Raw genomic sequence first — 25,587 nt, 5'->3', positions numbered from 1 at the left:
GACTCGTTTTGTGGATAACCTCAAATCTTTCGGGATACTTAATTCACTCTGCGTTATAAGTTTGCGCTATACATCACGATAATCAATGTCTTCACTCGGTACCCTTAATATAAGAATACTTAAACAAGGGGAATAGCATACCAATGAAAAAGAGCATTGCACTGACGATGGTGGCGCTGGCCTGCCTGGCGGCTAACGTCCAGGCAGCAGAGAAACTTGCTGGTAATGAAATACTTGCCGTACAGAAAGGCGGGGTGCCGGATAAAGTCTATACCCAACATCAGCCGAAATTACGTATAGCAACCTATAATATCGGCAAGAATGAAGCGTCTGATAATGTGGCCGATTTTACGGCACTTAATTCAGCGATTAAAAAAATTAACGCCGATATTATTGCCGTCCCGGAAGTCGATAACAAAACTCAGCGCAGCCAGAAAATCGATCAGCTTAAGACGATTGCCGATGCTAACAATATGCATTATGCCTTTGGTAAAGCGTTGGATTTCGACGGTGGCGAATACGGACTGGGGCTGCTGTCAAAATATAAAATCCTGCATTCTCAGGTGGTGAAGCTGCCGTCAGGCAATGCGGAACAGCGCGTGGCGCTACTGGCGCAGGTTGATGTACCGGGTTTTGATTCCGCGCCGATTATTATGGTGACCCATCTCGACTGGCAAAAAGATCCCACCATGCGTACCGAACAGGCTCGCTATCTTCTCGATTTGAGTATTGGCGATGCGGCGTCTGATTTTAAAGATATCGCCTCTTCAATTAAGATCCTGGCCGGCGATTTCAATTCAACCCGTGAAGAACAGCCGGTGAAAGAGATCGGTTATTTCTTTAACGAAGTGTCGAAGCAGGGGACGGATACGCGTAGCTGGCCTGCCGTTAACCCGGCCATTGATATCGACCACATTTTCACCTTCAAAGGGCAAAAGTGGGATGTGAAGAAGCTGGAGATCCCGCATAACTCGCCGGAATTTAACTGGTCAGCGGCCAGTGACCATCTGCCGGTCATTGCTGAACTGCAACTCACCGAGCAGTAACATTGCCCAGGGCTCTTTGCAAAAGAGCCCTGATGCTATTCAATTCGCGCTAACGCAGTTTTTTAAGCCTCGGTAAAGGTTAATGAAAATTTAAGGGAAGGCGGTTATGTTAACAACATCACACTTCCATTAAGGTTTATTCATGCGCGATAAATATTCTGGCCTGCAGATAGGAATTCACTGGCTGGTCTTTTTACTGGTTGTCGTCGCCTACGCGGCGATGGAACTGCGCGGTTTCTTCCCGCGCAGCGACCGTCCGGTGATAAACATGATCCATGTCTCCTGCGGCATTTCCATTTTTGTCTTGATGATTACACGACTGCTGGTGCGCATGAAGTCTCCGGCGCCGCCGATTGTTCCTAAACCCTCGCCGATGATGACCGGTTTCGCCCATCTTGGCCATCTGGTGATATATCTGCTGTTTATCGCGCTGCCGGCGATTGGCATGGTAATGATGTATTACCGCGGTAACCCGTGGTTTGCTTTCGGCCTGACGATGCCCTTTGCGGCGCAAAGCAACTTCGCTTTGGTCGACAGCCTTAAGGGGCTGCACGGCTTACTTGCCAATATCGGCTATTTCGTGATTGGCCTGCACGAGCTGGCGGCGCTGCTGCATCACTATTTATGGAAAGATAATACGCTGCTGCGCATGATGCCGCGCAAGCGCTGAGTATCACGCCCGGCACTCCTGAACCCGCCCACCGGCGGGTTTTTTGTTTCCGTAACTTGCCAATAAATGATTCATGAAATGTTACTTATGCTGCAAATTTGTATCAATAATGTAAATAAAAATGTCTAATTGAAATGAAAGGTTCTATAAGAATCTGAGTGCGGTGGATTGAATCCAGCCGGGAGGCCGTCGAAACGACACCCAGCCACGTTCAGCGGTATCCGCAGCGTCATTGGCTAAAACGCCTGCATTTTCAATACCGATGAGCAAAAGGAAAACCTGACATGACCGATAATATACCGGCCACTTCCCCTCCTGTCGCCGATGCGGGGGGCGCTGAACGCTTGAGCCCGCGCGAACAGGTGGTGATCAATAAATTGTTCCGTCGCTTAATTCCTTTTCTGTTTCTGCTTTTTATCTTTTCATTTCTTGATCGTATCAATATCGGCTTTGCCGGGCTCACCATGAGCCAGGATTTGGGACTGAGTAGCACCATGTTCGGCCTCGCGACGACGTTGTTCTATGCGATGTACGTCATCTTTGGTATTCCCAGTAACATCATGCTGGGGATCGTTGGCGCGCGCCGCTGGATTGCGAGCATTATGGTGGTGTGGGGAATCGCATCGACAGCGACCATGTTCGCGACTGGGCCAAACAGCCTGTATCTGCTGCGCATGCTGGTGGGGATTGCCGAAGCCGGTTTTCTTCCGGGGCTTCTGCTCTACTTAACCTACTGGTTTCCGGCCTACTACCGGGCGCGCGCCAATGCGCTGTTTATGATTGCTATGCCGGTGACGATGGCGTTGGGCTCGCTGGTCTCCGGCTATATTCTCAGTATGGATGGCATGCTGACGCTTAAAGGTTGGCAGTGGTTATTCCTGCTGGAAGGATTCCCATCGGTGTTGTTAGGTGCGGTAGTCTGGTTCTATCTTGACGACAGTCCGCAAAAGGCCAAATGGCTCACCGATGAAGACAAACATTGCCTTAGCGAGATGATGGAGAAGGACAAACTACGACTGGTGCAACCGAACGGTAGCGCCAGCCTGAGCGCCCTGCAGCAGGGGAAAGGCAGCCTCTGGCGCGACGTCTTCACCCCGGTGGTGTTGATGTATACGCTGGCCTATTTCTTTCTCTGTAATACCTTAAGCGCGCTCAGCGTCTGGACGCCGCTGATCCTCAAAAGCTTTAACCAGGGCAGCAGCAATATCGCCATCGGCTTGCTTAGCGCCGTACCACATATCTGTACCATTGTGGCGATGATTTGGTGGAGTAAACGTTCTGACCGCTTACAGGAACGTAAACTGCACACGTTATTGCCCTATCTGTTTGCCGCCGCGGGCTGGATGCTGGCGGCGCACGGGGCAAATAGCGTGATGCAACTGTTGGGGGTAATTATGGCCTCGGCAGGGGCCTATGCGGCGATGGTGATTTTCTGGACCACGCCAGATCAGTCCATCAGCCTGCGCTCACGAGCGATCGGCATTGCGGTGATTAACGCGACGGGTAATATGGGATCGGCCATGAGTCCGCTGTTATTCGGCTGGCTGAAAGATTTAACCGGCAGCTTTAACGCCGGATTTTACCTCGTGGCCGGGTTCCTGGTATTGGGGGCGCTGGTGGTATCGCGCATCCCGATGAAGGCCAGCCGTCCACGAGCGACGCCATAAAAAAGATAAAGGAGTAGTGATGAGAGTGAGACGCGCGGTACCCGATGAAGCCCCTGCGTTGTGGAATATCCGTAATCAGGCGATTCGCCATGGCTGTCGTCAAAGCTATGGCGCTGAAGTGATTCACGCCTGGACGCCGGAACAGATGCCCGAAGGGTATCGTCACGCCGTTGCCGATAATCCGTTTTATATCGTGGAAAATAGGCTGGGCCAACCCGTCGCTACCGGCTATCTCGATATTGAGTCCTTAAGCGTGGAAGCGATCTTTACGCTGCCGGAGTGGGGCGGGCAGGGATGCGCGGATTTGATCATGAGGGCGGTTATTGCCGAAGCTCGCCGACGGGGGATCGAAACGATTACGCTTGAGGCGACCCCCAATGCGGCGGGCTTTTATCTACGCCATGGCTTTGTTTCACAAGGCGAAAAGAGTCATTATTCGAAAATGGCCAACGCCGAGCTACGCTGTATAGCCATGAGCCTCACTCTCGATTAACGGTAAACTTGCGCCGCTATGCTATGGTTGTTAGCGGCGTTTCAATTTGCCACTTTAGTTAAATAAATATAGTATACCCCCCTATATGATATGGAGGGCATCTCGTGCCACATTCACCAGAAGACAAGAAGCGTGCGCTTAGCCGCGTACGCCGTATTCGCGGGCAGGTTGAAGCGCTGGAACGTGCGCTGGAGTCCGGCGAACCCTGCATGACTATCCTGCAACAGATTGCCTCCATTCGCGGCGCCGCCAACGGTTTGATGGGCGAGCTGGTGGAGATGCATCTGCAGGATGAACTGGTTATCGGCGATACCACCCCGGACCAACGCGCCGCCCGCATGGCGGAAGTCGGTCACCTGCTACGATCCTATTTAAAGTAAAATCACGACGAGGAATGGACAGTATGAAATCACGTGCAGCAGTTGCCTTTGGCCCCGGCCAGCCGTTAAAAATCGTGGAGATTGACGTCGCGCCGCCAAAGAAAGGCGAAGTCCTGGTCAAAATCACCCACACCGGTGTTTGCCACACCGATGCTTTTACTCTCTCTGGCGACGACCCGGAAGGCGTGTTCCCGGCGGTTTTGGGCCATGAAGGCGGCGGTATCGTCGTTGAAGTCGGCGAGGGCGTGACCAGCCTGAAACCTGGCGATCACGTTATTCCGCTGTATACCGCCGAGTGCGGCGAATGCAAATTCTGCAAGTCTGGCAAAACTAACCTCTGCCAGGCGGTCCGCGCCACCCAAGGGAAAGGTCTGATGCCGGATGGCACCACGCGATTTTCCTTTAACGGCGAGCCGATTTATCACTATATGGGCACCAGCACCTTCAGCGAATACACCGTCTGCGCCGAGATTTCTCTGGCAAAAGTAAACCCGCAGGCGCCGCTGGAAAAAGTATGTCTGTTGGGCTGTGGCGTGACCACCGGTATCGGCGCGGTACATAACACAGCTAAGGTGAAAGAGGGCGACAGCGTCGCTGTCTTCGGGTTGGGCGGTATTGGCCTGGCGGTGATTCAGGGGGCGGTGCAGGCGAAGGCCGGACGCATTCTGGCGGTCGACACTAATCCGGATAAATTTACCCTCGCCAGGGAGATGGGCGCTACCGACTTCATCAACCCGAACGACTACGATAAACCGATTCAGGACGTGATTGTCGAGCTAACCGACGGCGGCGTTGATTTCAGTTTCGAATGTATTGGTAACGTCAACGTCATGCGCGCGGCGCTGGAGTGCTGCCATAAAGGTTGGGGTGAGAGCGTTATCATCGGCGTTGCTGGCGCCGGCCAGGAAATTAAAACCCGTCCGTTCCAGTTGGTCACCGGCCGGGTATGGCGTGGTTCCGCCTTCGGCGGCGTGAAAGGGCGTAGCCAGCTGCCGGGGATGGTTGAAGACGCGATGGCGGGTAAGATTCGCCTCGATCCGTTTATCACCCACCGGTTACCGCTCGACCAGATCAACGAAGCCTTCGATCTGATGCATGAAGGTAAATCGATTCGTACGGTTATTCACTTCGGTGATAACTAAGTATTGCTGATAGCGAAACCCGGGCCATTTATCGCCCGGGTTGACTTCTGGCCGCGTTAATACTTGCGCCAGTGCTCATAGCCGGATTGCCAACGACGTTGCTCTCGCCGTTCTCTTTCACGTTGAATATCTGACTTCTGATCCTCCCAGACTGGGCAATCCGGGCCGCTTGCCACTTCGCAGGGGGCGGAGATATCGTTTAGCGGATTGACCTTTTTCTCTTCCCACAGCTTTGGATCGCGTAAATCCACTTCTGGCGCTTTCAGCGCCTGGGCTGAGGTGGTTGCGGCTAATAAGAGTGCGCCGATCGGCAGGTGATGGAGGGCTCCTTTCATCTTTTATCCTTGTTATGTTGTTATTGATAACCATTCGCAATAATAACATAACGCAATAAAACATTCTAAAACTAGAGCCTGCCGAAGGCACTTATAGTGCTGACGCAGGGATCACATTGAGCTTGAATTCCCCCGGCATAGTGGAAATCGCCTCTACGGTTAAACCGTTTTTATCGGTTCTGCCCTTGAATATTTTGCCGTCTGGCGTGGTGATTTGGTAGGGCAGATACGGAATAGGTTTGCCAGTCAAAGGATGTTTAATTACAAAATCATGGCGATAAAGTTGCTGAGGCTGGTGATGCGTACAACCTTGCAGCAACAGGAGAAAAATCAACGCGGCAGCGCCTTTCATTAAAGACATTATGGCTTCCTCCCTGATTATCGAGCCGGAAATATAAGACGCTATTGTAACAAAGGCGTGCGGATCGGCGCCTAAATGGAATCTGAAAGCGGTGAAGAAAAAAAAGGCCCCTGAACGGGGCCCTGGTTTTATTTTTTATCGGGTAACGCGTAGGCGATGATGTAATCGCCGCGGTCCGGAGACTGACGCGCGCCGCCGGCGTTGATAACGATGTACTGCTTACCGGTTTTCGGTGAAACGTAGGTCATCGGGCCGGATTGGCTGCCCACCGGCAGGCGAGATTTCCAAATCTCTTTGCCGTTGGCGGTATCAAAGGCGCGCAGATAGAAATCCTGGGTGCCGGCGAAGAACAGCAGACCAGACTGGGTAGAAAGCGAAGCTCCCAGCGTTGGCATGCCGATAGGTATCGGCATATGCATGCGGATACCCAGCGGACCGGTATCTTCTACCGTACCTACCGGAACCTGCCAGACCAGCTTACCGCTTTTCAGATCAACCGCCGACATGGTGCCGAACGGCGGCTTCTGGCAGGGGATACCCAGCGGCGACAGGAAACGTTCGCGCATCGCGCCATACGGCGTACCTTCCATCGGCACGATACCCATTTCGATACCGCTGGCATCTTTAGCCACTTTCGCTCGCGGTACCATGTAGTTAGCCAGTCCAAGGCGCATGTCATTGACGAACATCAGGCCGTTATTCGGATCGACCGACACGCTGCCCCAGTTCATTCCGCCAAGCGAGCCCGGATACTGCAAGGAGCGGTCTTCACCCGGCGGTGTAAAGACACCCTGATGGCGCATCTCTTTGAACTGAATACGGCACAGCAGCAGGTCAACCGGGGTGGCGCCCCACATATCCGATTCTTTCAACGTTTCGTTGCCGATCATCGGCATGCCGACGGAGTAGGGTTGCGTCGGCGAGTAGCGTTCACCTTTGACGTTACCGGCCGGGACAGGGCGTTCTTCCACTTTCGCCACCGGTTCGCCCGTCGCGCGGTTAAGCATGAAGATCATGCCCTGCTTACTGGTTTGCACCAGTACCGGCGTCGTACCGCCTTTACCGTCCGGCAGATCGTACAGCAGTGGTTGCGAAGGCAGGTCGAAATCCCACAGATCGTGATGGGTGGTCTGGAAATGCCAGCGCACTTTACCGGTGGCGGCATCGACCGCAACGATTGATGAGCTGTATTTATCATCCAGCGCCGTACGTTCGCCGCCGAAGAAATCTGGCGTGGCGTTACCGGTTGGCAGATATATGAGATTCAGTTTGGCATCGTAAGACATCGCGGACCAGACGTTCGGCGTCCCGCGCGTGTAGGTTTGTCCTTCCGGCGGTACGCCGGTCAGCTGCGGGTTACCCGGATCCCAGGCCCAGGCCAGTTTACCGGTATGCACGTCAAAAGCGCGAACTACACCCGGCGGTTCACCGGTGGAGTAGTTATCCGCGATGCGACCACCAACGACAACAAGGTTACCGGCTACCAGCGGGGTAGAGGTCTGCTGATAATAACCAGGTTTGATTTCCCCCATGCCGACGCTGAGATCGACGGTACCGTGTTCACCAAATGCTTCACAGGCTTTACCGGTATCGGCATCGATTGCGATCAGGCGCGCATCGGTAGTCGGCAGGAACAGGCGGCGGGCACAGGCGGCAGGCTGAGTCCCGGCCACGGCATTAGCCTGTGCCTGGCTATCTTCGTAGTAGCCTAAACCGCGGCAACGTTGCCAGTTCGGCGCCGTCGCTTTTGAGTCATAGCGCCATTTTTCTTTGCCGCTATCGACATCCAGCGCCAGGACTTTGCTATATGGCGTACATACATACAAAGTATCGCCAATCTGTAGCGGCGTATTCTGGTCTTCCGCACCGGAACCGTTACTCTGCGGAATATCGCCGGTATGGGCAATCCAGGCAACCTGTAGCTGGTTGATATTGTTTTTATTGATCTGATCCAACGCGGCGAAACGGTCGCCGTGAGTGGTATTACCCCAATGCTGCCAGTTCTTTTGTTCTTCACCTGGCTGTACCGGTTTTACCGGCACGGGTTCGCTGGCGCTGACCAGCGGCTGGGATTTAAACATCCAACCAAAACTGACCAGCAGTACCACGGCCAGCACGCCCGCGAGGGTGAAGGCCGCGCCTTTTTTTGCCGGTGCGCTGGAAAGGAAAGGCCAAACAATGGCGCACAGAAAAGCCAGAACGCCAAGCGCAAACAGGCGTGAGAACAGCGGCCAGTAGGTCCAGCCAGCGTCGCTGATAGCCCAAACAATGGAAGCCGCGAAGGCGACGGCATAAAGAACGATGCCGCCGCGCCGATTGCGGAAAATAAGCAGGGAGGCGATAACCATCACCAGTCCCATAATGGCGAAATACCAGGTGCCGCCGACGCTTGCCAGTTTGGCGCCTAAAATGCCGATTGCCAGACCGATGATTAACATCAGTCCGGCGAGTAGCCACTGCAGGATCCGGGGGAATCCGCGCGGCACGTTGCCCGTAGCCATGTTGTCTCCTTATACCACCCCTTGCCAGGCGTGTACCAAATGAATCAAGTGCAAATTGAAATTGCTTTTGAGTGAAGCTGTTTAAAGCTTCATAAATGTGATTTCAAAAGATGAATTCATTTCACATGAACCAAATGGTGAAATCATGGCTATGATAAATCTGTTAATGAAATGAGCGCAAATGTTAATGAATGATTTCGCACTAATTGATTAGCGCGATGTATATATTAAGTGGCAGAAGAATGAACGTAGCGGTGCCGTTACCTCAATGTGCTGATTCGGGGTAACGGCCACTGAGAGTCAGCCAGGCATGGATTTGCGTATCGCGCTCAGTAGAGTTTGCGCCCCCTGCGACAGGCTGGCGTCCACCCGGGTAAGAATACCGATCGGCTCGCCGGCGCCTTCGGTGGCGATAGGTAATGAGGTTAACAAACCGCGACGCAGGTCGTCTTTCACCGCGCCGGAAGGGACGAACCAGACATAGTCGTAATCGACGGTGAGCTGGCGTGAAAGCGAGGCCGACAGCGTTTCAATACAGCCGGGGGGAATTTTACAACCCTGGCTTTGCAGTAGCGTTTCCGCGTTCTGCCGCGGAATTGTCCCTTTCGGTGAGACCACCACCGGCCATTCCATCACCCGGCTGAGCGTTACCGTCTCCTGCAGCAGCGGGTGGCCGGGGCGGACGACCAGCTTTAGCGATTCAAGAAACAGCAGTTCATAGTTGAGGCCGCTCATCAGTTCCGGATCAGACATGCGCCCAATACCAATATCGACATCGCCGGATTTTAGCCCCGCCAGCAGCATGGTGTTATTCATGGTGGCGACCTGTAAGGTGATGTCTTTTTGCTGTTTATGAAATTGACCAATCACCGTAGGTAAAATACCGAGCGCCGCGGTTGGCAGGGCGCCAATCCGCACCACATCGCTATTCATGCCTTCTTTACGATTGAGAGCCTGGCCTGCGGTATTGAGGGCATCCAGCACCTTAACCGCGTGGGTAAGAAACTGTTCGCCAACCAGCGTCAACTGCGCGCCAAGCCGCCCGCGCTCAAAGAGACGGGTACCGGTCAACTGCTCCAGCTCGTTGAGCGTTTTTGATAGCGCAGGTTGGCTAAGATTCAGGGTTTCTGCCGCCCGCCCCAGGGTTCCCTGTTGTGCGACGGCGACGAAAGTATGTAAATGGCGCAAGCGAATGCGCTGACTGAAGAGACCATTTTTTTCCATAATCGATGTTAAAAACAGAGCTGTCTCGGTAGCAAGCGAAGTTGTTTAATTTTGATAACTAGTTAGCAAAATATTATTAACATTTGATCTTATTGTCTTACAAGTCATTTCTGTCAGGCGCGATAAAAAGCCCCGCAATCGGCGGGGCTGGAAAAAAGGGATGTTTTGGTGGGAAATTAAATATCGAAGAACACGGTCTCTTTATCGCCCTGTAAATAAATATCAAAGCGATAGACGACTTCATCTCCACGCACTTCACGTTGCGCGATAAGCGTCTGGCGGCGAACTTCCCATTCAATCAGATTCAATACCGGATCCTGTTCATTCGCCGCCTGCTCATCAGCAAAATACATCCGCGTATTCAGGCCGATGTTGATACCCCGCGCTACCACCCACAGATTGAGGTGCGGCGCCATCATGCGTCCGTCACGGCCGACGACCGCGCCGGGTTTGATGGTTTGAAAGCGCCAGACGCCGGATGCAAAGTCTGAACAGGTGCGCCCCCAACCGCGGAAGTTCGGGTCCAGAGTCTTACTCTGCTGACGGTCGTCGGGATGGTTATAACGCCCGTCGGCGTTAGCCTGCCAGAGTTCCAGCAGCACGTCGCGTACCGGCGTTCCGGAACCATCGAAAACCCGGCCTTCAATCGTAATACGTTGGCCTTTGGTTTCCGCGCTCACTAAGTTGGGGCCGAAGTTTTTTTCGAAAATATGAAACCCTGCAGCGTCCGGTGCCAGACCAATATGCACATAAGGCCCGGCAGTCTGCGAGGCGGTTTCAGCTAAATAGTCTTTCATTGGGCGGCCCCCTGAGTACGATTTTCGAACAGCGTGGCGCGATGGCCGCGCAGCACAAGGTCAAAACGATAGGCCAGGCTGTCGAGCGGCACGGCGGCGTGGGTATCCAGCTCGGCAATCAGGGTACGTACCGCATCATCGTTATTGATGGTTCTGACAATCGGACACTGTTTAATAAGCGGATCGCCTTCAAAGTACATTTGGGTAATCAGCCGCTGCGCCCAGGCATCGCCGGAGAGCGAAAAGTGAATATGCGCCGGGCGCCAGTCGCTAACCTGATTACGCCACGGATAGGGGCCGGGTTTGATTGTGCGAAAACAGTAATAACCGTTTTCATCGGTCAGCACCCGTCCACAGCCGCCGAAGTTGGGGTCAATCGGCGCCAGATACTGGTCTTTCTTATGGCGGTAGCGGCCGCCGGCATTGGCCTGCCACACTTCCACCAGCGTATTTTTCATTGGTCGGCCAAAGCCGTCGCGCACGTAACCGTGAACAATAATTCGCTCGCCAATCGGCAGGCCGTCTTTGGCGTAGTTGAGGATGAGATCGTTATCCAGCGGGCCAAGGTCGTCGCTGCTGAACACCGGACCGGTAATTTCAGAAAGTGAATTTTGCAGGGAGATGAGGGCATTACGCGGCGAGCGCAGCACACTAGTTTTATATCCCGGTGCCAGCGCCGGCGGATGGCTATTGTAATCGCGATGTACAACCTCGCGCGGTGACCATTTATTATTCATAGGGTACTCCATCAATCGGAAGAGAGGCATGTTGTTGTAATGTCGCCAGAAACAGTCTCTGTAAATGTTTTGTTAATTTAAAGTGAAATTAAATCTAATCTTTCATAACCCTTGGTTATGATTTGTGCAGGCGAAACGCGGTAGCAGGTTATCCGCATCACAGTTTGTAAATTCTTCCCGCCACTCTTAACGCGCTTTCCTACACTCCAGGAAGTATTCACTGGAGGTAAGACATCATGGCGAACACCATCACGGCTGATGAGATTCGGGAGAACTTTTCACAGGCTATGTCGGCAATGTACCAGCAGGAAGTTCCGCAATATGGAACCCTCCTGGAGTTGGTGGCGGATGTGAATCTGGCGGTCCTGGAACATAACCCGAAATTACATGAACAATTGGCTAATGCCGACGAGCTGGCACGGCTGAACGTTGAGCGCCACGGCGCGATCCGCGTGGGAACGGCGGAAGAACTGGCGACCCTGCGTCGCATGTTTGCCATTATGGGGATGTATCCCGTTAGCTATTACGATCTGTCGCAGGCTGGGGTACCGGTTCACTCCACCGCATTTCGCCCGGTCGATGACGCGGCGCTGGCGCGTAACCCGTTTCGCGTTTTCACCTCATTGCTGCGCCTTGAACTGATCGGCAACGAGGCGCTGCGCCAGCGAGCGGCGGATATTCTCGCCCGTCGCGATATCTTTACGCCTCGCTGCCGTGAACTCATTGCGTTATACGAAGATCGAGGAGAATTCACGGCTGCAGAAGCGCGTGAATTCGTCACCGAAGCGTTGGAAACTTTCCGTTGGCACCGTCATGCCACCGTTGACGAGCAAACCTATCACGCGCTGCATAATGAGCACCGGTTGATTGCCGATGTGGTCTGTTTCCCCGGTTGCCACATTAACCATCTGACGCCGCGCACTCTTGATATCGATCGGGTTCAGGCGCTAATGCCGCAATGCGGTATCGAACCGAAAGCGCTCATTGAGGGGCCGCCGCGCCGCGAGGTGCCGATTTTACTGCGGCAAACCAGTTTTAAAGCGCTGGAAGAACCGGTGATGTTTGCTGGTGAACATAAAGGCACACACAGCGCGCGCTTTGGCGAAATTGAGCAACGCGGCGTCGCGTTGACGCCGAAAGGACGAGCGCTGTATGACCGCTTACTGAATGAGGCCGGGGTCGGTAAAGACAACCTTAACCACCAGCGCCATTTGCAGGAGGTCTTTAGCGAATTTCCTGACAGCGAATTTCTGCTGCGTCAGCAGGGGCTGGCGTGGTTTCGCTATCGCCTGACGCCTGCGGGGGAAGCGCATCGCCATGCTTTTGGCCCTGGCGACGATCCGCAACCGCTGATCGAGCGTGGTTGGGTAGTCGCGCAGCCGATTGTTTATGAAGATTTTTTACCGGTGAGCGCGGCGGGGATCTTCCAATCGAATCTGGGCAACGAAACGCAGGCCCGCAGTCACGGTAACGCCAGCCGTGAAGCTTTTGAAGCGGCGTTAGGCTGTGAGGTCCTCGATGAGTTCGAGTTATACCAACAGGCGGAGGAGCGGAGTAAACGCCGTTGCGGTCTGCTCTAAAATCGGTACTCTGCATGGCATAACTTGCAAAAGGACGTTGTTATGCAGAATTCATCTACGCCGCTGGTGAAAACGCGGCAGGGCACGTTATCCGGCATCCGTGAACAGGGGATCCATATCTGGCGCGGTATTCCTTACGCGCAGCCGCCGGTTGGCGAGCTGCGTTGGCGTTCGCCGCAGCCTCCAGAGCGCTGGCAGGGCGTGCGTCAGGCCGATACCTTTTCCGCCGCCAGCTGGCAGGATATCGAATATTGTCGTGAACTGGGCGGCGGCGATCCTGGCCGTTTTTCCGAAGACTGTCTCTATCTCAACGTGTGGGCGCCCGCCGCCCGTTCGCAGCCGCTCCCGGTGATGGTCTGGCTTCACGGCGGCGGCTACACCATCGGCGCCGGCAGTCTGCCGCCCTACGACGGTAGCGCGTTGGCCAGCCGCGAGGTGGTGGTGGTCACCGTGAACTATCGTCTTGGACACCTCGGCTTTTTCGCCCATCCAGCGTTGGAAGGCGAAGAGGGCGAGCGGTTGTATAATTTTGCACTGCTCGATCAGATAGCCGCGCTGCGCTGGGTGCAGGATAATATCCACGCCTTCGGCGGCGATGCCGCCAATGTCACCTTGTTCGGCGAATCCGCGGGGGCGCGCAGCGTCCTGTCGTTAATGGCGTCGCCGAAAGCGAAGGGATTGTTCCATAAAGCGATCGTGCAAAGCGGTTATACCTTACCGGATTTACCGCGGGAAAAGGCGCTGGCCAAGGGAAAGCTGCTGGCGGAACATTTTTCTCTTGCCGATGCCAGCGCGGAACAGCTGCGGGCAATCCCCGCCGATGCCTTTTGGGCGCTAACTGCGCCGCTGAATATCGGCCCGGCGCCGATTGTCGGCGATGCGGTGCTGCCGGAGCCCATGCTCGACACGTTCTTTAAGGGACGTCAGCATGCGATGCCGGTGATGATTGGCTCCAATAGCGATGAGGCCAGCGTGATGGCGGTATTTGGCGTCGATATTGCCGGTCAGATTCAAAAACTGCGTCGCGAACGCCGTTTTGGCCTTGGGCTGATTAAACTACTGTATCCCGGCGTTAAAGGCGATGAGGCGTTAGGGCGGGAAGTGTGTCGCGATATGGCGTTCACGACTTTGGGGTATGTTGTCATGCAGGCGCAGCAGCGTCTCGGGCAACCGTGCTGGCGCTACTGGTTTGACTATGTGGCCGAAGCGGAACATGAAACTTATCTCCATGGCGCCTGGCATGGCAACGAAGTGGTTTACGTTTTTGACAACCTGACCCGCGCCGAGCCGGTATGTCAGTACGCCAGTGAGGCGGATCAAGCCTTCGCCGCGCAGGTCGCCGACTACTGGGCTAATTTTGCCCGTCAGGCGGGCAATCAGTGCAGTGAGTTAACCGGCCCGGTGCGCTGGCCTGCCTGCCAGCGCGGACGGGACCGTTTATTGCGTATCGGCCTCAACAAGCGCGCGGGCTTTAAAGTCGAGAACCGCTTTATGCGCGCGCGGCTGGCGCTGTTTCGTCGGGTGATGAAGCATCATGTGACGCTGGATTAACCAGCGCGGCGCGAAAGCGCGCCAGCCCGTCGGCCTTGCTTTGCGAGCGGTGAACAACCAGCCGGTAGCTGGCGCCGGTCTTGACGCTAAGCGAGAAGGGGCGACATAGTCGCCCGGTTCGCAGATCCCCGGCAACCAGTGTTTCGTCCGCCATGGCCACGCCGAGCCCCTGCATCGCGGCGGTGATCGCCAGATCCATGGTGTCGAAATATTGGTTTTTATGCATTTTTAGCGCAGTTTCATGCGGGAAGTGCGCAAGCCACAGCAGCCAGTCGGTTTTATCGCGCGTCGGATGGAGAAATGTGACGCCTGATAGCTGGGGATCGCATGGCGTATCGGGACTGGCCACCGGCGTGAGGGCTTCTTCAAACAGCAGATCGCCGGCGCTCTGATGGGTGCCAAAGATAATCGCCGCGTCGTAGGGCTCAGTCTTAAAGTTGACGCTATGCTCGGTGGTGGTGGTCAACGCCACCTGCAATTCCGGATAACGTCGTTCTATCTCCAGCAGTTTCGGCACCAGCCAGCGGATCGCACAGGTAGGCGCTTTCAGGCGCACGACAGTTTGCTGCTGGCGCGCCTGCTCGGCTACCGTTAACAGGCGGCCGAATGCCGACTGCAGCTCAGGATAAAGCGCGCTGCCTTGCGGAGATAGCCGCAGCCCGCGGGCGTGGCGTTCAAATAGCGGGAAGCCAAACCAGCTCTCCAGCGCGGCGATCTGTCGGCTGACCGCCCCCTGCGTCAGGCACAGCTCCTGCGCGGCATGGGTTAAGTTGAGATGCCTCGCGGTTATCAGAAACGTTTCTATGGTATGAAAAGGCAGGGCGCTACGCGACATGTTGGCTCCAGCTATGCATTTTGATCATGGGCAGTATGCCACGCATCGTTGCGAAATTGGGACGATGCGTCCCGTTTTTGCCATCTAATCGTCATCCGCTGCTTACACTATTATTAATCTCGTTGATACAACGTTTCTCACCGAGTAGTTGATGTGTATAAAAGGAGCCACCATGTCTAAACCTTACGTTCGTCTGGATAAAAATGATGCGGCAGTATTACTGGTTGACCATCAGACCGGCTTGCTCTCACTGGTTCGTGATATCGAGCCGGATAAATTCAAGAACAACGTCCTTGCCCTCAGCGATCTGGCTAAATACTTTAAACTACCGACTATTCTGACCACCAGTTTTGAGAATGGCCCTAACGGCCCGCTGGTGCCGGAACTAAAAGAACAGTTCCCCGACGCCCCTTATATCGCTCGTCCCGGCAATATTAACGCCTGGGATAACGAAGATTTCGTTAACGCGGTAAAAGCCACCGGTAAGAAACAGCTGATTATTGCCGGTGTCGTCACTGAAGTGTGCGTGGCCTTCCCGGCGCTGTCGGCGATTGAAGAGGGATTCGACGTCTTTGTGGTGACCGATGCGTCCGGTACCTTTAACCCGATCACCCGTGATGCGTCGTGGGATCGTATGTCGCAAGCGGGCGTGCAGTTAATGTCGTGGTTTGGCGTGGCCTGTGAGCTGCACCGCGACTGGCGCAATGATATTGAAGGATTGGGCACCCTGTTCTCTAACCACATTCCGGATTACCGTAACCTGATGACCAGCTTTAACCTGCTGAGCAAGAAATAAACAGCTGGCGGCCAGTTTTCAGGCCTGGCCGCCGTTTCAATCAGACGGGATTATTCACTTATCGAGGCGGCATGGTGCGACTTTGCACTTTGATGTTTCAATAGCCGCGATGCCAGTACGCCCGACATCATCGACCCATTCACATTCAGCGCGGTACGCGCCATATCGACTATTGGCTCGATGGCGATAAAAATGCCGACCAGCGCCACGGGGAAGTTGAGTGTAGAAAGGACAATCAACGCCGCAAATGTCCCACCGCCGCCGACGCCTGCGACGCCAATTGAGCCCAGCGCGATAGCCGGAAGTAAGCTGGCTAAAAACGAGAAGGACAGTGGGTCGATACCCAGCGTTGGCGCAATCATGGCCACCATGATAGCCGGATAGATCCCGGCGCAGCCGTTTTGCCCCATACTGGAACCAAAAGAGGCGGCAATATTGGCGATGGTATTCGGCACGCCGAATTTTTCCTGTGCGGTAATGGCTAATGGAATCGAAGCCGCGCTGCTGCGGGAAACAAAAGCGAAGGTGAGCACCGGCCACACCGTTTTAAAGTAGCGCAGAGGATGATGACCGCTAACGATCAGCAGAATCGCATGCACAATAAACATGATAGCGACCGCCAGATAACAGGCGGCAATAAAGCCAAGCAGGCTGGTGAATTGCGCTAGCTGATAGGTCGAAAAGACTTTTGCCATCAATGCGAGGACGCCATATGGCGTCAGCGCTATCACGATACGCACCATCTTCATCACCCAAATTTGAATCGCGTTAATCCCGCTACTTAGTTTTTGACCTTCCTCCGGCGCCTCTTTTTTCACCTTCAATAACGCGACTCCGGCCAGCAGGGTAAATATAACGATGCCGATAACCGATACGCTGCGCGCGCCGGTCAAGTCGAGAAAAATATTTGTCGGGATCAGCGAAGTGACCAGTTGGGGTAGCGAAACGGCTGCGGTTTTGCTGACGTCTTCTGCGGTCAGCGTCGATTGCATATGGCTAAAAGCGCTGGCGTCAAGACCGAGTAAATCAGCGGTAAACAGTCCGACCCAGCCTGCCACCATCACCAGGCATAGCATGCAGGTAACAATGGTTAAGGACATTCGGCCAATACCGGCGCTATTTTCGAGTTTATTAATCGCTGACAGAATTGAAATGAAAATCAGCGGAACCGCGACAAGTTTCAGCAAATTAACATAGCCGTTGCCGACGATACTGTACCAATCAATGACCGTTTTTCGCGGTTCGTTAGCAATGAAATGGAGTGATAATCCGAGAAGGGCGCCGAGAAAGATGGCGATAAAAACGCTTTTTGATAACGAGTGGCTTTTTTGCTCGAGTTTAAAAAGTCCCCATGATGCGATTAAAAATAACGCGATATACGCTGGCGTAATAAACATAAGATGTGCCTCTTGCCCCATTCAGCACCTGAAATGCCGGAAAGAGATATATTCTAAATTTCTCTAAGACGGTGAGTAGCCTTAGAACCGCTGGGGATTATAAAGAATTGAATAGCATAAGGCATACAAAAATTGTGGTTTATGCCCTGAGTGTTAGCCCTGTCATATTTCAGCAGGAGCCCTGGGAGCCATGATCGAAATGCATAGCTCTTATGATAACAATTCGCTTGTCGCTTGAAGGCGCTTTAGTTTGAATGGATATGCAAATAAAACGAGAAAGGATTAATCATGGCTCTTAGTGCTTCGGTCACCACCCGCTCGAAATTGCCGGATGTCGGCACCACGATTTTTACCGTTATCGGTCAGCTCTCCGCGCAGCATAACGCGATTAATCTTTCTCAGGGCGCGCCTAACTTTGCCTGCGACCCACAGCTGGTGGCCGGCGTGACGCAGGCGATGACCGCCGGACATAACCAATACGCGCCGATGACCGGCCTGCGGGCCTTAAAGGAGCGTATTGCTGATAAAATCGCCACGTTGTACGGCACGCAATATGATGTCGATAGTGAAGTGTTGGTCACCGCCAGCGCCAGCCAGGGGATCTATTCCGCCATTGGCGGGCTGGTACATGCTGGCGACGAGGTGATTTACTTTGAGCCATCGTTTGATAGCTATGCGCCGATCGTGCGTCTGCAAGGCGCGACCCCGGTGGCGATTAAGCTAACCGTGCCGGATTTCGCTATTAACTGGGACGAGGTACGCGCCGCGATTACCCCGCGGACGCGGATGATCATCATTAATACGCCACATAACCCAAGCGGCCAGGTATTATCCGCCGATGACCTTAATCAACTGGCGATGCTGATCCGCAATACCGATATTGTGGTTTTGTCCGACGAAGTCTACGAGCACGTAGTCTTCGACGGCGAAAAGCATCACGGCATGGCGACCCATCCGCAGCTGGCGGAACGCAGCGTGATTATCTCTTCCTTCGGCAAGACCTACCATGTGACCGGCTGGCGCGTTGGCTACTGCGTGGCGCCAGCAGCGCTAATGGATGAGATCTGCAAGGTACATCAGTTCCTCATGTTTTCTGCCGATACACCGATGCAGTACGCTTTTGCAGAGCATATGCAGAACCCGGCTTCATGGCTGTCGCTGGCCGCTTTTTATCAGCAAAAGCGTGATTTGCTCCAGCAACTGCTGCAAGACTCGCCGTTCCGCTTATTGCCGAGCGCTGGCTCTTTCTTCATGCTGGCGGACTATCGCCATTTCAGCGATGAGCATGACAGCGAGATGGTTAAGCGGCTGATTACCGAATACGGCGTCGCCACGATTCCGCTATCGGCATTTTATACCGATGGTACTGATAACAAACTGATTCGGCTCTCTTTTGCCAAAGATGAAGCCACATTGCGGGCTGGCGCGCAGGCGCTGTGCCGCGTTAAGCCGCGTTAAGGAGCCAGACGATGAAAATAAAAGCCCTAACTCTAGCTTTGGGAATGCTGTGTACCGTATCAAGCTTTGCCGCCAGCGAGTTGCGCTACGGCGTGGAAGCGGAATATCCGCCGTTCGAAAGCCGCAACCCGGCAGGAGAGCTGCAGGGTTTTGATATTGATCTCGGCAACGCGATTTGTCAGGCCGCGCAGTTGAAATGCAGCTGGGTCGAAACCTCCTTTGATGCGCTCATTCCGGGACTGGTGGCGAAGAAATTTGATGCGATTAACTCGGCGATGAACATTACCGAGCAACGTCGCAAGAGTATTGATTTCACCCAGCCGATCTACCGTATTCCTTCACAGCTGGTGGGCAAGGCCGACAGCGGTATGCAGGCGACGCCGGAAGGGCTGAAGGGCAAAACCATCGGCGTGCTACAGGGCTCGATTCAGGAGACCTTTGCCAAAGAACACTGGGAAAAACACGGCGTCACGGTAGTTTCCTACAAAGACCAGAACATGGCATGGGCCGATCTGCTTAACGGCCGTATCGACGCCTCGCTGGTGATGTCCGCGGCCGGGCAGGCCGGGTTCCTCAGTAAGCCGCAGGGTAAAGGATTCGGTTTTATCGGTAAGCCGGTGGCTGATGATACGATTCTGGGCAGCGGTATTGGCTACGGCTTGCGCAAGGGCGATGAGGCGACCAAAAAACAGCTCGACGCGGCAATTGATAAAGTGCGCGCTGACGGCACTATCACCCGTCTGGCGGCGAAGTACTTCCCCGGTATCGATGTCAGTGTGAAATAATCTTTATTTGCGGCTCTTTGCTGCGCAAAGAGCCGCCCGCATTACATCAGCACCACCGGTTTGATGACTTTACCGGAAGCTGAATCTGCGAAAGCCTGATTAATCTCTTCGAGCGGATAGAACTCGATAAGCTTATCAATGGGGAATTTCCCTTGTTTATAAAACTGTACCAGCTGTGGGATAAACAGCTGCGGTACGGCGTCGCCTTCAATTACCCCTATCAATGATTTACCTTCCGCCATCAGATCGTTTTGCACATTAAAGGTGATATCGCCGGTAAAGCCGACGACCGCCACCGTGCCTAACGGCTTAATCGCGTGGATCGCCTGCAGAACGATGGCGGCGACGCCGGTCGTTTCGATGGCGTAGTGCGCCCCTTTACCGGTCAGTTGGCGAATAACCGCAACGCTATCTTCCTGTTTGCCATTGATCACGTGGGTTGCGCCGAGTTCACGTGCCAGCTCAAGGCGGTTCGCGTGAATATCGACGGCGATGATTTGGCTACAGCCGGTGAGCTTTGCAGCCATAATGGCGCTTAAACCAACCGCGCCGCAGCCGAATACCACTAACGATTCCCCGGCCACCGGTTTTAGTCGATTTAACACTGTGCCGCTCCCGGTTTGAATTCCGCAACCCAGCGGACCAAGAAGCGAAAGTTCGACATCACGGTCGACAACAATAGCATTCGTCGCTTTGGTGACCACATACTGACTAAACGAAGATTGGCCGAAGAAGACGGATAATTCTTGATCATCCAGACGATAAGGGGTGGTGCCATCGTCTAAGCGTCCACCAAAGTTTAAGTCATTGAAACTTTCGCACGCGGAAGGATGGTTGGTGAGGCAGTTTTCACAGTGATGGCAGGCGGCGTAGCTCAGTACCACATGATCGCCAATTTCGACCCCACGAACGGCATCACCGACGTTAACCACGATACCTGCGCCTTCGTGGCCCAGGATGGCGGGCATCGGCAGGATCCCGGCGTTATCGCGGATCACCGCGTCGGTATGACAGACGCCTGTAGCGACAATTTTTACCATCACTTCGTCTTTTTTAGGTGCGCTAACCTGAATATCTTTAATGCTAAATGGCTGTTGATAACCCAACGTCACGGCGGCTTTGACTTTCATTAGATACTCCTGACATTTTTCCCTGGAGAGTAGAGATTACACCTGGCGTGATGAAAATTTATCCTGTTCGTGCTGAAAATAAACAAAGCGGGGGTAAAAACGCTGAGGTCTCGGGTCAGTGCGTCTTCGCCAAAACAGCTCAGCGATAGCGATCGCTGGGTGGTTATTCAGTCTGTTCCGGTGGACATCTTTTTTTTCATGCTTTTCGCCTGCCAACAATTGGATTATCAATCATTTTTGTCTAGAGTGAGCGGAATTCACGACGCAGATGTTTGCAACGTTGCGTATCCGTCGAACTCTCAAAAAGGACGCTTTTCCAGGCATGAACCGCAGACGTTTTCTTAAATCATCCATGGCTGTTGCCGCCGTATGCGGAACGTCAGGAGTCGCCTCGTTATTCACTAAAGCGGCGTTCGCCGCGGATTCTGCTATCGCCGATGGCCAGACGCGCCGCTTTGACTTTTCCGTCCTGCAGGCGATGGCTCATGACTTAGCCCGTCAGCCGTGGGGCGGCCCGCCGCGTGACCTGCCGCCGACGCTGGCGAATCTGACCCCTCAGGCCTATAACAGCATTCAGTATGATGCGGCGCATTCGCTGTGGAATAACGTTGAAGAGCGTAAGCTGGATATCCAGTTTTTCCATGTTGGTATGGGCTTCCGCCGCCGGGTGCGCATGTTCTCGCTGGACGCGCAGTCTCAGCAGGCGCGGGAGATACATTTCCGTCCGGAGTTGTTCCAGTATAACGACGCCGGTGTTGACACCAAACAGCTGGAAGGGCAGACCGATCTTGGTTTCGCCGGTTTCCGCGTGTTTAAGGCGCCGGAACTGGCGCGCCGCGATATCGTCGCCTTCCTGGGCGCCAGCTACTTCCGCGCGGTCGACAGCACTTACCAGTACGGCCTGTCGGCGCGTGGTCTGGCCGTCGACACCTTTACCGATACGCCGGAAGAGTTCCCGGATTTCACGTCATTCTGGTTTGAAACCGTCAAACCTGGCGCGACGGTGTTCACCGTTTACGCGCTGCTCGATAGCCCAAGCGTCACCGGCGCTTATAAGTTCACCGTGAATTGCCAGCAAACGCAGGTGATCATGGATGTCGAAAATCATCTCTATGCGCGCAAAGACATTAAGCAGTTGGGCATTGCGCCGATGACCAGCATGTTCAGCTGCGGTAATAACGAACGCCGGATGTGCGATACCATCCATCCGCAAATCCACGATTCTGACCGCCTGTCGATGTGGCGCGGCAACGGCGAGTGGATTTGCCGTCCGCTGAATAATCCGCAAAAGCTGCAGTTCAACGCGTTCCAGGATAAAAACCCGAAGGGATTTGGCCTGCTGCAGCTGGATCGCGATTTCAGTCATTATCAGGATGTGATGGGCTGGTATAACAAGCGCCCGAGCCTGTGGGTGGAGCCACGTAATCAGTGGGGAAAAGGGGCCGTTAGCCTGATGGAAATCCCGACCACCGGCGAAACGTTGGACAATATCGTCTGCTTCTGGCAGCCGGAAAAACCGGTAAAAGCGGGTGATGAACTGGACTTTAGCTACCGCTTGTACTGGAGCGCGCAGCCGCCGGTACGCTCTCCGCTGGCGCGAGTGCTGGCGACACGCACCGGAATGGGCGGCTTCCCGGAAGGATGGGCGCCAGGTGAACACTACCCGGACAAATGGGCGCGCCGCTTTGCTATCGATTTTGTTGGCGGCGACTTGAAAGCCGCGGCGCCGAAAGGCATTGAGCCGGTGATTACGCTCTCCAGCGGCGAGGCTAAGCAGGTAGAGATCCTCTACGTCGAGCCGTTTGACGGCTATCGTATTCTCTTTGACTGGTATCCGACTTCAGATTCCACCGATCCGGTGGAGATGCGCATGTTCCTGCGCTGCCGTGGCGACGCTATCAGCGAAACCTGGCTGTATCAGTACTTCCCGCCTGCGGCGGATCGGCGTAACTACGTTGATGACCGGATTATGAAATAATCCAGGTTGTTGAAATCCGCCCGCGGGCGCTACCGCGGGCGTTGTTGTTTATCAGTGAGATATCGTCATGACTGCCGAAAACAGCCCCATCATCGAAACTATCCCGGTCAACGAACAGCTGGAGCTGCGTGCGGTTGACGAACGTTACGTCAGCGAACTCCATCAATTGGTGCTCAAAAACCGTGACTGGCTGCAGCATGCTTTAAGCTGGCCTGCGGAGGTGTTGAGTGAAGATGAAACCCGGCGCCACGTGCAGGGAAACGTGATGCTGCACCAGCGGGGTTATGCAAAAATGTTCCTGCTGTTTTTACAGGGGCAGATGATCGGCGTCCTGTCATTTAACCAGATTGAACCGTTGAACAAGACGGCCTATATCGGTTACTGGATCGATCAAAGCCATCAGGGGCAGGGACTGTTGTCGCAGGCGTTACAGGCGTTTATCCATCATTATGCGCAGATGGGCGCCGTTCGCCGTTTCGTTATTAAATGCCGGGTCGCCAACCAGCGCAGTAATCAGGTGGCGCTGCGTAATGGTTTCCAACTGGAAGGTTGTCTGAAGCAGGCCGAGTTTTTAAATGGCGCATATGACGATCAGAATATCTACGCGCGGATTATTGACCCGCAATAGGCTGCTATAGCGAACCCAGCAGCGGCGTACGGGTGATATGCTCGTCGCCGCTCACGATTTTGCGCCCGCGAAGATGAATTCTGTCACCCTCCAGCGCTTCGATACAGGCGTTACCGCAGATTTCTACCTGATGTTCGATAATCACATCACCTCGAATCGTCGCATGTCCTTCGATAAGGACCTCGTCATCCAGCAGAATGGGCCCGCCGAGAAGATGGGCGTGCCCGCCGACCATGACACGATGTTTTAACAGGCAGTTGCCCTCGACCACGGCGTTTTCGCCCACTTGTGAACTGTAGCGCAGGGTCGGGATCTGATCCTCGCCGCGCCCGGCGACCAGCCGCGCGCGATCGTAGACCCGAGCGTTGTCACAGATCCATACATCGTTATTTTCATTACCTTCAATACGTGCGTGATCGAACACTTCGGCACGGTGTTCAACAAAAGCGTGCTCAACCACGGCATCGCCGTAGATTTGCGCCTGGTGAACAATCCGAGAGGCGCTGACCGTGGCGCGCTGATATATTTGCAGCACTTTGTCGATATCAGAAGTGAGTCCCTGAGCGGCAATCACCAGACAGTGGGGGAGAATACGCGCCTGGTCGGCGATTCGGCAGACGCCACGGATTTGCGATTGTTTTATAGTGACGTTGTCACTTATCCTGGCGCCGTGACTTACCTCAACATTATCAAGCCAGGCGTTGTCGCTAATTGTCGCCCCGTGGCTTATCACGCAGGTGCCGGTCAGACGGGCGTTGTCGTCAACGCGCGCGCCAGCGAAGACGACGCTATTGGCATCATATATCCAGCAGTCGCCGCCCTGGCTTAACGCGGCTTCATCATCAAGCCAGCCGCCTTCGCTACCGGCCTTAACGTCCGAGAAATCAATCAGCGCCACGATTTGCCGCAGAGTTACGCTATGTTTAACTCCGTCTTCTTCAAAGTGATACAGGCGGACGTGGTCGCTCAGACGATATTTCTTCATCAGCATTTCTCTTTACCGTTGGTTAACATAAACATAGCAAAAATCTCCGTAGCGCGTTTTATAAGGTTCCTTTAAAATGCAACTTAAAATTAAATTGAAACTTTAAATAAAATGAATAAACACGTAACGGGCGGCCAGGTGCTGAATCTACCGGCTGGCTATTTTGGTATGGTGCTGGGGATAATCGGCATGGGCTTCGCCTGGCGTTATGCCAGTACCATCTGGCCGGTGAGCAGTATTATTGGCGATGCGCTGGTGGTGCTGGCGACAACTATCTGGGCGCTATTAATGATAGCGTTTATTGCGCGGGCTATTCGTTTCCCGTGGAGCGTGCGGCAGGAGATCCGTCATCCGGTGGCCAGCAGTTTTGTCAGCCTGATCCCGGCGACAACGCTATTGGTGTCGATCGCTTTTGCAGGCTGGTATCGCCCGTTGTCGCTGGCGTTATTTGCTGCGGGGGTTACGCTGCAGCTTTGCTATGCGGCCTGGCAGAGCGCCGGGTTGTGGCGGGGTAAACATCCGGGAGAGGCGACGACGCCCGGTTTATATCTGCCGACCGTCGCCAACAATTTTATCAGCGCCATGGCCTGCGGCGCGCTGGGATTTAATGATGCCGGACTGGCGTTTCTCGGCGCTGGCGTCTTTTCCTGGCTCAGCCTGGAGCCGGTTATCCTGCAGCGGCTGCGCAGCAACGGCGAGCTACCGGCGGCGTTGCGGACGTCGCTGGGCATCCAGCTGGCGCCGGCGCTGGTGGCCTGTAGCGCGTGGCTCAGCGTTAATGGCGGCGAAGGCGATACGTTTGCCAAAATGCTATTTGGTTACGGGCTGTTGCAGTTGCTATTTATGCTGCGCCTGATGCCGTGGTATCTGCAGCAGCCGTTTAATGCGTCATTCTGGAGCTTCTCGTTCGGGATTTCCGCACTGGCGACCACCGGCCTGCATCTGGGTCACGGCCAGCCGCACGGATTTTTCCATACTCTGGCGATCCCCTTATTTATTTTTAGTAACCTGATTATCGGCCTGCTGCTGCTGCGTACCCTTCTTCTGCTGGTGCGGGGTAAACTGTTAATTCGCGTAGACCGTGCCACTTTATTGCCAAACAAGGATTAAT

General features: G+C 54.3%; 24 protein-coding genes. 14 read left to right on the top strand and 10 right to left on the bottom strand.

The window, feature by feature from the left end:
- Window positions 1-143: 143 nt before the first annotated feature.
- The 6 genes from ABLU80_RS05385 (at window position 144) to ABLU80_RS05360 (ending at window position 5,398) form a co-directional block, all read left to right on the top strand.
- On the top strand, window positions 144-1,046 hold the full coding sequence (locus ABLU80_RS05385) for an endonuclease/exonuclease/phosphatase family protein (protein ID WP_032708195.1): 903 nt from the start codon (window positions 144-146) through the stop codon (window positions 1,044-1,046).
- A 142-nt stretch (window positions 1,047-1,188) separates the two neighbouring features.
- Entirely contained in the window at window positions 1,189-1,716 is a 528-nt protein-coding gene (gene cybB / locus ABLU80_RS05380; RefSeq protein ID WP_348849795.1) for a cytochrome b561, read from the top strand.
- A gap of 284 nt (window positions 1,717-2,000) precedes the next feature.
- Complete coding sequence (gene hpaX / locus ABLU80_RS05375) at window positions 2,001-3,383, top strand: 4-hydroxyphenylacetate permease (protein WP_047080886.1); 1,383 nt, start codon at window positions 2,001-2,003, stop codon at window positions 3,381-3,383.
- A gap of 19 nt (window positions 3,384-3,402) precedes the next feature.
- Window positions 3,403-3,876, top strand: coding sequence for a GNAT family N-acetyltransferase (locus tag ABLU80_RS05370; protein ID WP_047080885.1), 474 nt, complete (start codon window positions 3,403-3,405; stop codon window positions 3,874-3,876).
- A gap of 104 nt (window positions 3,877-3,980) precedes the next feature.
- Window positions 3,981-4,256, top strand: coding sequence for a metal/formaldehyde-sensitive transcriptional repressor (locus ABLU80_RS05365; protein WP_047080884.1), 276 nt, complete (start codon window positions 3,981-3,983; stop codon window positions 4,254-4,256).
- Window positions 4,257-4,279: 23 nt separating this feature from the next.
- Window positions 4,280-5,398, top strand: coding sequence for an S-(hydroxymethyl)glutathione dehydrogenase/class III alcohol dehydrogenase (locus tag ABLU80_RS05360; protein ID WP_032714616.1), 1,119 nt, complete (start codon window positions 4,280-4,282; stop codon window positions 5,396-5,398).
- 56 nt (window positions 5,399-5,454) lie between these two features.
- Here the strand turns inward: ABLU80_RS05360 and ABLU80_RS05355 are convergent, their stop codons facing one another.
- The 6 genes from ABLU80_RS05355 to pcaH form a co-directional block, all read right to left on the bottom strand.
- A complete protein-coding gene (locus tag ABLU80_RS05355; protein WP_042897222.1) occupies window positions 5,455-5,733 on the bottom strand; it encodes a hypothetical protein in 279 nt (92 codons plus the stop codon).
- 91 nt (window positions 5,734-5,824) lie between these two features.
- Window positions 5,825-6,094: a hypothetical protein gene (locus ABLU80_RS05350; protein ID WP_020078653.1), complete on the bottom strand. Its 270-nt coding sequence runs from the start codon at window positions 6,092-6,094 to the stop codon at window positions 5,825-5,827.
- 128 nt (window positions 6,095-6,222) lie between these two features.
- Window positions 6,223-8,595 carry a glucose/quinate/shikimate family membrane-bound PQQ-dependent dehydrogenase gene (locus ABLU80_RS05345; protein WP_059476285.1) on the bottom strand — a complete coding sequence of 791 codons (2,373 nt, stop codon included), beginning with the start codon at window positions 8,593-8,595 and terminating at the stop codon, window positions 6,223-6,225.
- Between the two features lie 300 nt (window positions 8,596-8,895).
- On the bottom strand, window positions 8,896-9,819 hold the full coding sequence (locus tag ABLU80_RS05340; RefSeq protein ID WP_015366376.1) for a LysR substrate-binding domain-containing protein: 924 nt from the start codon (window positions 9,817-9,819) through the stop codon (window positions 8,896-8,898).
- Between the two features lie 176 nt (window positions 9,820-9,995).
- On the bottom strand, window positions 9,996-10,616 hold the full coding sequence (gene pcaG / locus ABLU80_RS05335; protein ID WP_015366377.1) for a protocatechuate 3,4-dioxygenase subunit alpha: 621 nt from the start codon (window positions 10,614-10,616) through the stop codon (window positions 9,996-9,998).
- Window positions 10,613-11,353, bottom strand: coding sequence for a protocatechuate 3,4-dioxygenase subunit beta (pcaH, locus tag ABLU80_RS05330; RefSeq protein ID WP_020078656.1), 741 nt, complete (start codon window positions 11,351-11,353; stop codon window positions 10,613-10,615). The genes pcaG and pcaH overlap by 4 nt, the downstream gene beginning before the upstream one ends.
- Window positions 11,354-11,589: 236 nt before the next feature.
- On the opposite strand from pcaH, the gene ABLU80_RS05325 reads away from it, so the two are divergent.
- Window positions 11,590-12,933: a VOC family protein gene (locus ABLU80_RS05325; protein ID WP_020078657.1), complete on the top strand. Its 1,344-nt coding sequence runs from the start codon at window positions 11,590-11,592 to the stop codon at window positions 12,931-12,933.
- Between the two features lie 42 nt (window positions 12,934-12,975).
- Window positions 12,976-14,484 (top strand): carboxylesterase/lipase family protein, encoded by a 1,509-nt coding sequence (locus tag ABLU80_RS05320; protein WP_063446328.1) that lies wholly within the window; start codon window positions 12,976-12,978, stop codon window positions 14,482-14,484.
- Here the strand turns inward: ABLU80_RS05320 and ABLU80_RS05315 are convergent.
- The gene (locus ABLU80_RS05315; protein WP_063446327.1) at window positions 14,423-15,319 is read right to left on the bottom strand and encodes a LysR family transcriptional regulator; all 897 of its coding nucleotides are present in this window, start codon (window positions 15,317-15,319) and stop codon (window positions 14,423-14,425) included. The genes ABLU80_RS05320 and ABLU80_RS05315 overlap by 62 nt on opposite strands.
- A 172-nt stretch (window positions 15,320-15,491) precedes the next feature.
- On the opposite strand from ABLU80_RS05315, the gene ycaC reads away from it, so the two are divergent.
- Window positions 15,492-16,115 carry an isochorismate family cysteine hydrolase YcaC gene (ycaC, locus tag ABLU80_RS05310; RefSeq protein ID WP_348849794.1) on the top strand — a complete coding sequence of 208 codons (624 nt, stop codon included), beginning with the start codon at window positions 15,492-15,494 and terminating at the stop codon, window positions 16,113-16,115.
- A 50-nt stretch (window positions 16,116-16,165) separates the two neighbouring features.
- Here the strand turns inward: ycaC and ABLU80_RS05305 are convergent, their stop codons facing one another.
- Window positions 16,166-17,512 (bottom strand): L-cystine transporter, encoded by a 1,347-nt coding sequence (locus tag ABLU80_RS05305; protein ID WP_348849793.1) that lies wholly within the window; start codon window positions 17,510-17,512, stop codon window positions 16,166-16,168.
- Between the two features lie 288 nt (window positions 17,513-17,800).
- Here ABLU80_RS05305 and ABLU80_RS05300 point away from each other — a divergent pair, with 288 nt between their 5' ends.
- Both ABLU80_RS05300 and ABLU80_RS05295 read left to right on the top strand, forming a co-directional pair.
- Window positions 17,801-18,970 carry a pyridoxal phosphate-dependent aminotransferase gene (locus ABLU80_RS05300; RefSeq protein WP_015366383.1) on the top strand — a complete coding sequence of 390 codons (1,170 nt, stop codon included), beginning with the start codon at window positions 17,801-17,803 and terminating at the stop codon, window positions 18,968-18,970.
- Window positions 18,971-18,981: 11 nt separating this feature from the next.
- Complete coding sequence (locus ABLU80_RS05295; protein ID WP_015366384.1) at window positions 18,982-19,755, top strand: ABC transporter substrate-binding protein; 774 nt, start codon at window positions 18,982-18,984, stop codon at window positions 19,753-19,755.
- Window positions 19,756-19,796: 41 nt separating this feature from the next.
- On the opposite strand, the gene ABLU80_RS05290 is transcribed toward ABLU80_RS05295, so the two are convergent.
- Window positions 19,797-20,885, bottom strand: coding sequence for an NAD(P)-dependent alcohol dehydrogenase (locus tag ABLU80_RS05290; RefSeq protein ID WP_015366385.1), 1,089 nt, complete (start codon window positions 20,883-20,885; stop codon window positions 19,797-19,799).
- Between the two features lie 322 nt (window positions 20,886-21,207).
- Here ABLU80_RS05290 and ABLU80_RS05285 point away from each other — a divergent pair, with 322 nt between their 5' ends.
- Together ABLU80_RS05285 and rimL are read left to right on the top strand one after the other, a co-directional pair.
- Entirely contained in the window at window positions 21,208-22,863 is a 1,656-nt protein-coding gene (locus ABLU80_RS05285; RefSeq protein ID WP_047077585.1) for a glucan biosynthesis protein, read from the top strand.
- Between the two features lie 67 nt (window positions 22,864-22,930).
- The gene (rimL, locus tag ABLU80_RS05280) at window positions 22,931-23,491 is read left to right on the top strand and encodes a 50S ribosomal protein L7/L12-serine acetyltransferase (RefSeq protein ID WP_086631113.1); all 561 of its coding nucleotides are present in this window, start codon (window positions 22,931-22,933) and stop codon (window positions 23,489-23,491) included.
- 4 nt (window positions 23,492-23,495) lie between these two features.
- Here the strand turns inward: rimL and ydcK are convergent, their stop codons facing one another.
- Window positions 23,496-24,476: a YdcK family protein gene (ydcK, locus tag ABLU80_RS05275; RefSeq protein ID WP_086631170.1), complete on the bottom strand. Its 981-nt coding sequence runs from the start codon at window positions 24,474-24,476 to the stop codon at window positions 23,496-23,498.
- A 111-nt stretch (window positions 24,477-24,587) separates the two neighbouring features.
- Between ydcK and tehA the strand changes: the two genes are divergently transcribed.
- Window positions 24,588-25,586: a dicarboxylate transporter/tellurite-resistance protein TehA gene (tehA, locus tag ABLU80_RS05270; protein WP_047054815.1), complete on the top strand. Its 999-nt coding sequence runs from the start codon at window positions 24,588-24,590 to the stop codon at window positions 25,584-25,586.
- Window position 25,587: the final 1 nt, after the last annotated feature.

The organism is Klebsiella sp. CN_Kp104, assembly GCF_040064515.1.
GTDB classification, from domain to species: domain Bacteria; phylum Pseudomonadota; class Gammaproteobacteria; order Enterobacterales; family Enterobacteriaceae; genus Klebsiella; species Klebsiella aerogenes.
This window is presented reverse-complemented; position numbering and strand designations above follow the sequence as displayed.

Bases quoted from the DNA above. Each gene is read 5' to 3' on its own strand.
- ABLU80_RS05385 (WP_032708195.1), top strand. From the start codon at position 144: ATGAAAAAGAGCATTGCACTGACGATGGTGGCGCTGGCCTGCCTGGCG.
- cybB (WP_348849795.1), top strand. From the start codon at position 1,189: ATGCGCGATAAATATTCTGGCCTGCAGATAGGAATTCACTGGCTGGTC.
- hpaX (WP_047080886.1), top strand. From the start codon at position 2,001: ATGACCGATAATATACCGGCCACTTCCCCTCCTGTCGCCGATGCGGGG.
- ABLU80_RS05370 (WP_047080885.1), top strand. From the start codon at position 3,403: ATGAGAGTGAGACGCGCGGTACCCGATGAAGCCCCTGCGTTGTGGAAT.
- ABLU80_RS05360 (WP_032714616.1), top strand. From the start codon at position 4,280: ATGAAATCACGTGCAGCAGTTGCCTTTGGCCCCGGCCAGCCGTTAAAA.
- ABLU80_RS05355 (WP_042897222.1), bottom strand. From the start codon at position 5,733: ATGAAAGGAGCCCTCCATCACCTGCCGATCGGCGCACTCTTATTAGCC.
- ABLU80_RS05350 (WP_020078653.1), bottom strand. From the start codon at position 6,094: ATGTCTTTAATGAAAGGCGCTGCCGCGTTGATTTTTCTCCTGTTGCTG.
- ABLU80_RS05345 (WP_059476285.1), bottom strand. From the start codon at position 8,595: ATGGCTACGGGCAACGTGCCGCGCGGATTCCCCCGGATCCTGCAGTGG.
- ABLU80_RS05340 (WP_015366376.1), bottom strand. From the start codon at position 9,819: ATGGAAAAAAATGGTCTCTTCAGTCAGCGCATTCGCTTGCGCCATTTA.
- pcaG (WP_015366377.1), bottom strand. From the start codon at position 10,616: ATGAAAGACTATTTAGCTGAAACCGCCTCGCAGACTGCCGGGCCTTAT.
- pcaH (WP_020078656.1), bottom strand. From the start codon at position 11,353: ATGAATAATAAATGGTCACCGCGCGAGGTTGTACATCGCGATTACAAT.
- ABLU80_RS05325 (WP_020078657.1), top strand. From the start codon at position 11,590: ATGGCGAACACCATCACGGCTGATGAGATTCGGGAGAACTTTTCACAG.
- ABLU80_RS05320 (WP_063446328.1), top strand. From the start codon at position 12,976: ATGCAGAATTCATCTACGCCGCTGGTGAAAACGCGGCAGGGCACGTTA.
- ABLU80_RS05315 (WP_063446327.1), bottom strand. From the start codon at position 15,319: ATGTCGCGTAGCGCCCTGCCTTTTCATACCATAGAAACGTTTCTGATA.
- ycaC (WP_348849794.1), top strand. From the start codon at position 15,492: ATGTCTAAACCTTACGTTCGTCTGGATAAAAATGATGCGGCAGTATTA.
- ABLU80_RS05305 (WP_348849793.1), bottom strand. From the start codon at position 17,512: ATGTTTATTACGCCAGCGTATATCGCGTTATTTTTAATCGCATCATGG.
- ABLU80_RS05300 (WP_015366383.1), top strand. From the start codon at position 17,801: ATGGCTCTTAGTGCTTCGGTCACCACCCGCTCGAAATTGCCGGATGTC.
- ABLU80_RS05295 (WP_015366384.1), top strand. From the start codon at position 18,982: ATGAAAATAAAAGCCCTAACTCTAGCTTTGGGAATGCTGTGTACCGTA.
- ABLU80_RS05290 (WP_015366385.1), bottom strand. From the start codon at position 20,885: ATGAAAGTCAAAGCCGCCGTGACGTTGGGTTATCAACAGCCATTTAGC.
- ABLU80_RS05285 (WP_047077585.1), top strand. From the start codon at position 21,208: ATGAACCGCAGACGTTTTCTTAAATCATCCATGGCTGTTGCCGCCGTA.
- rimL (WP_086631113.1), top strand. From the start codon at position 22,931: ATGACTGCCGAAAACAGCCCCATCATCGAAACTATCCCGGTCAACGAA.
- ydcK (WP_086631170.1), bottom strand. From the start codon at position 24,476: ATGAAGAAATATCGTCTGAGCGACCACGTCCGCCTGTATCACTTTGAA.
- tehA (WP_047054815.1), top strand. From the start codon at position 24,588: ATGAATAAACACGTAACGGGCGGCCAGGTGCTGAATCTACCGGCTGGC.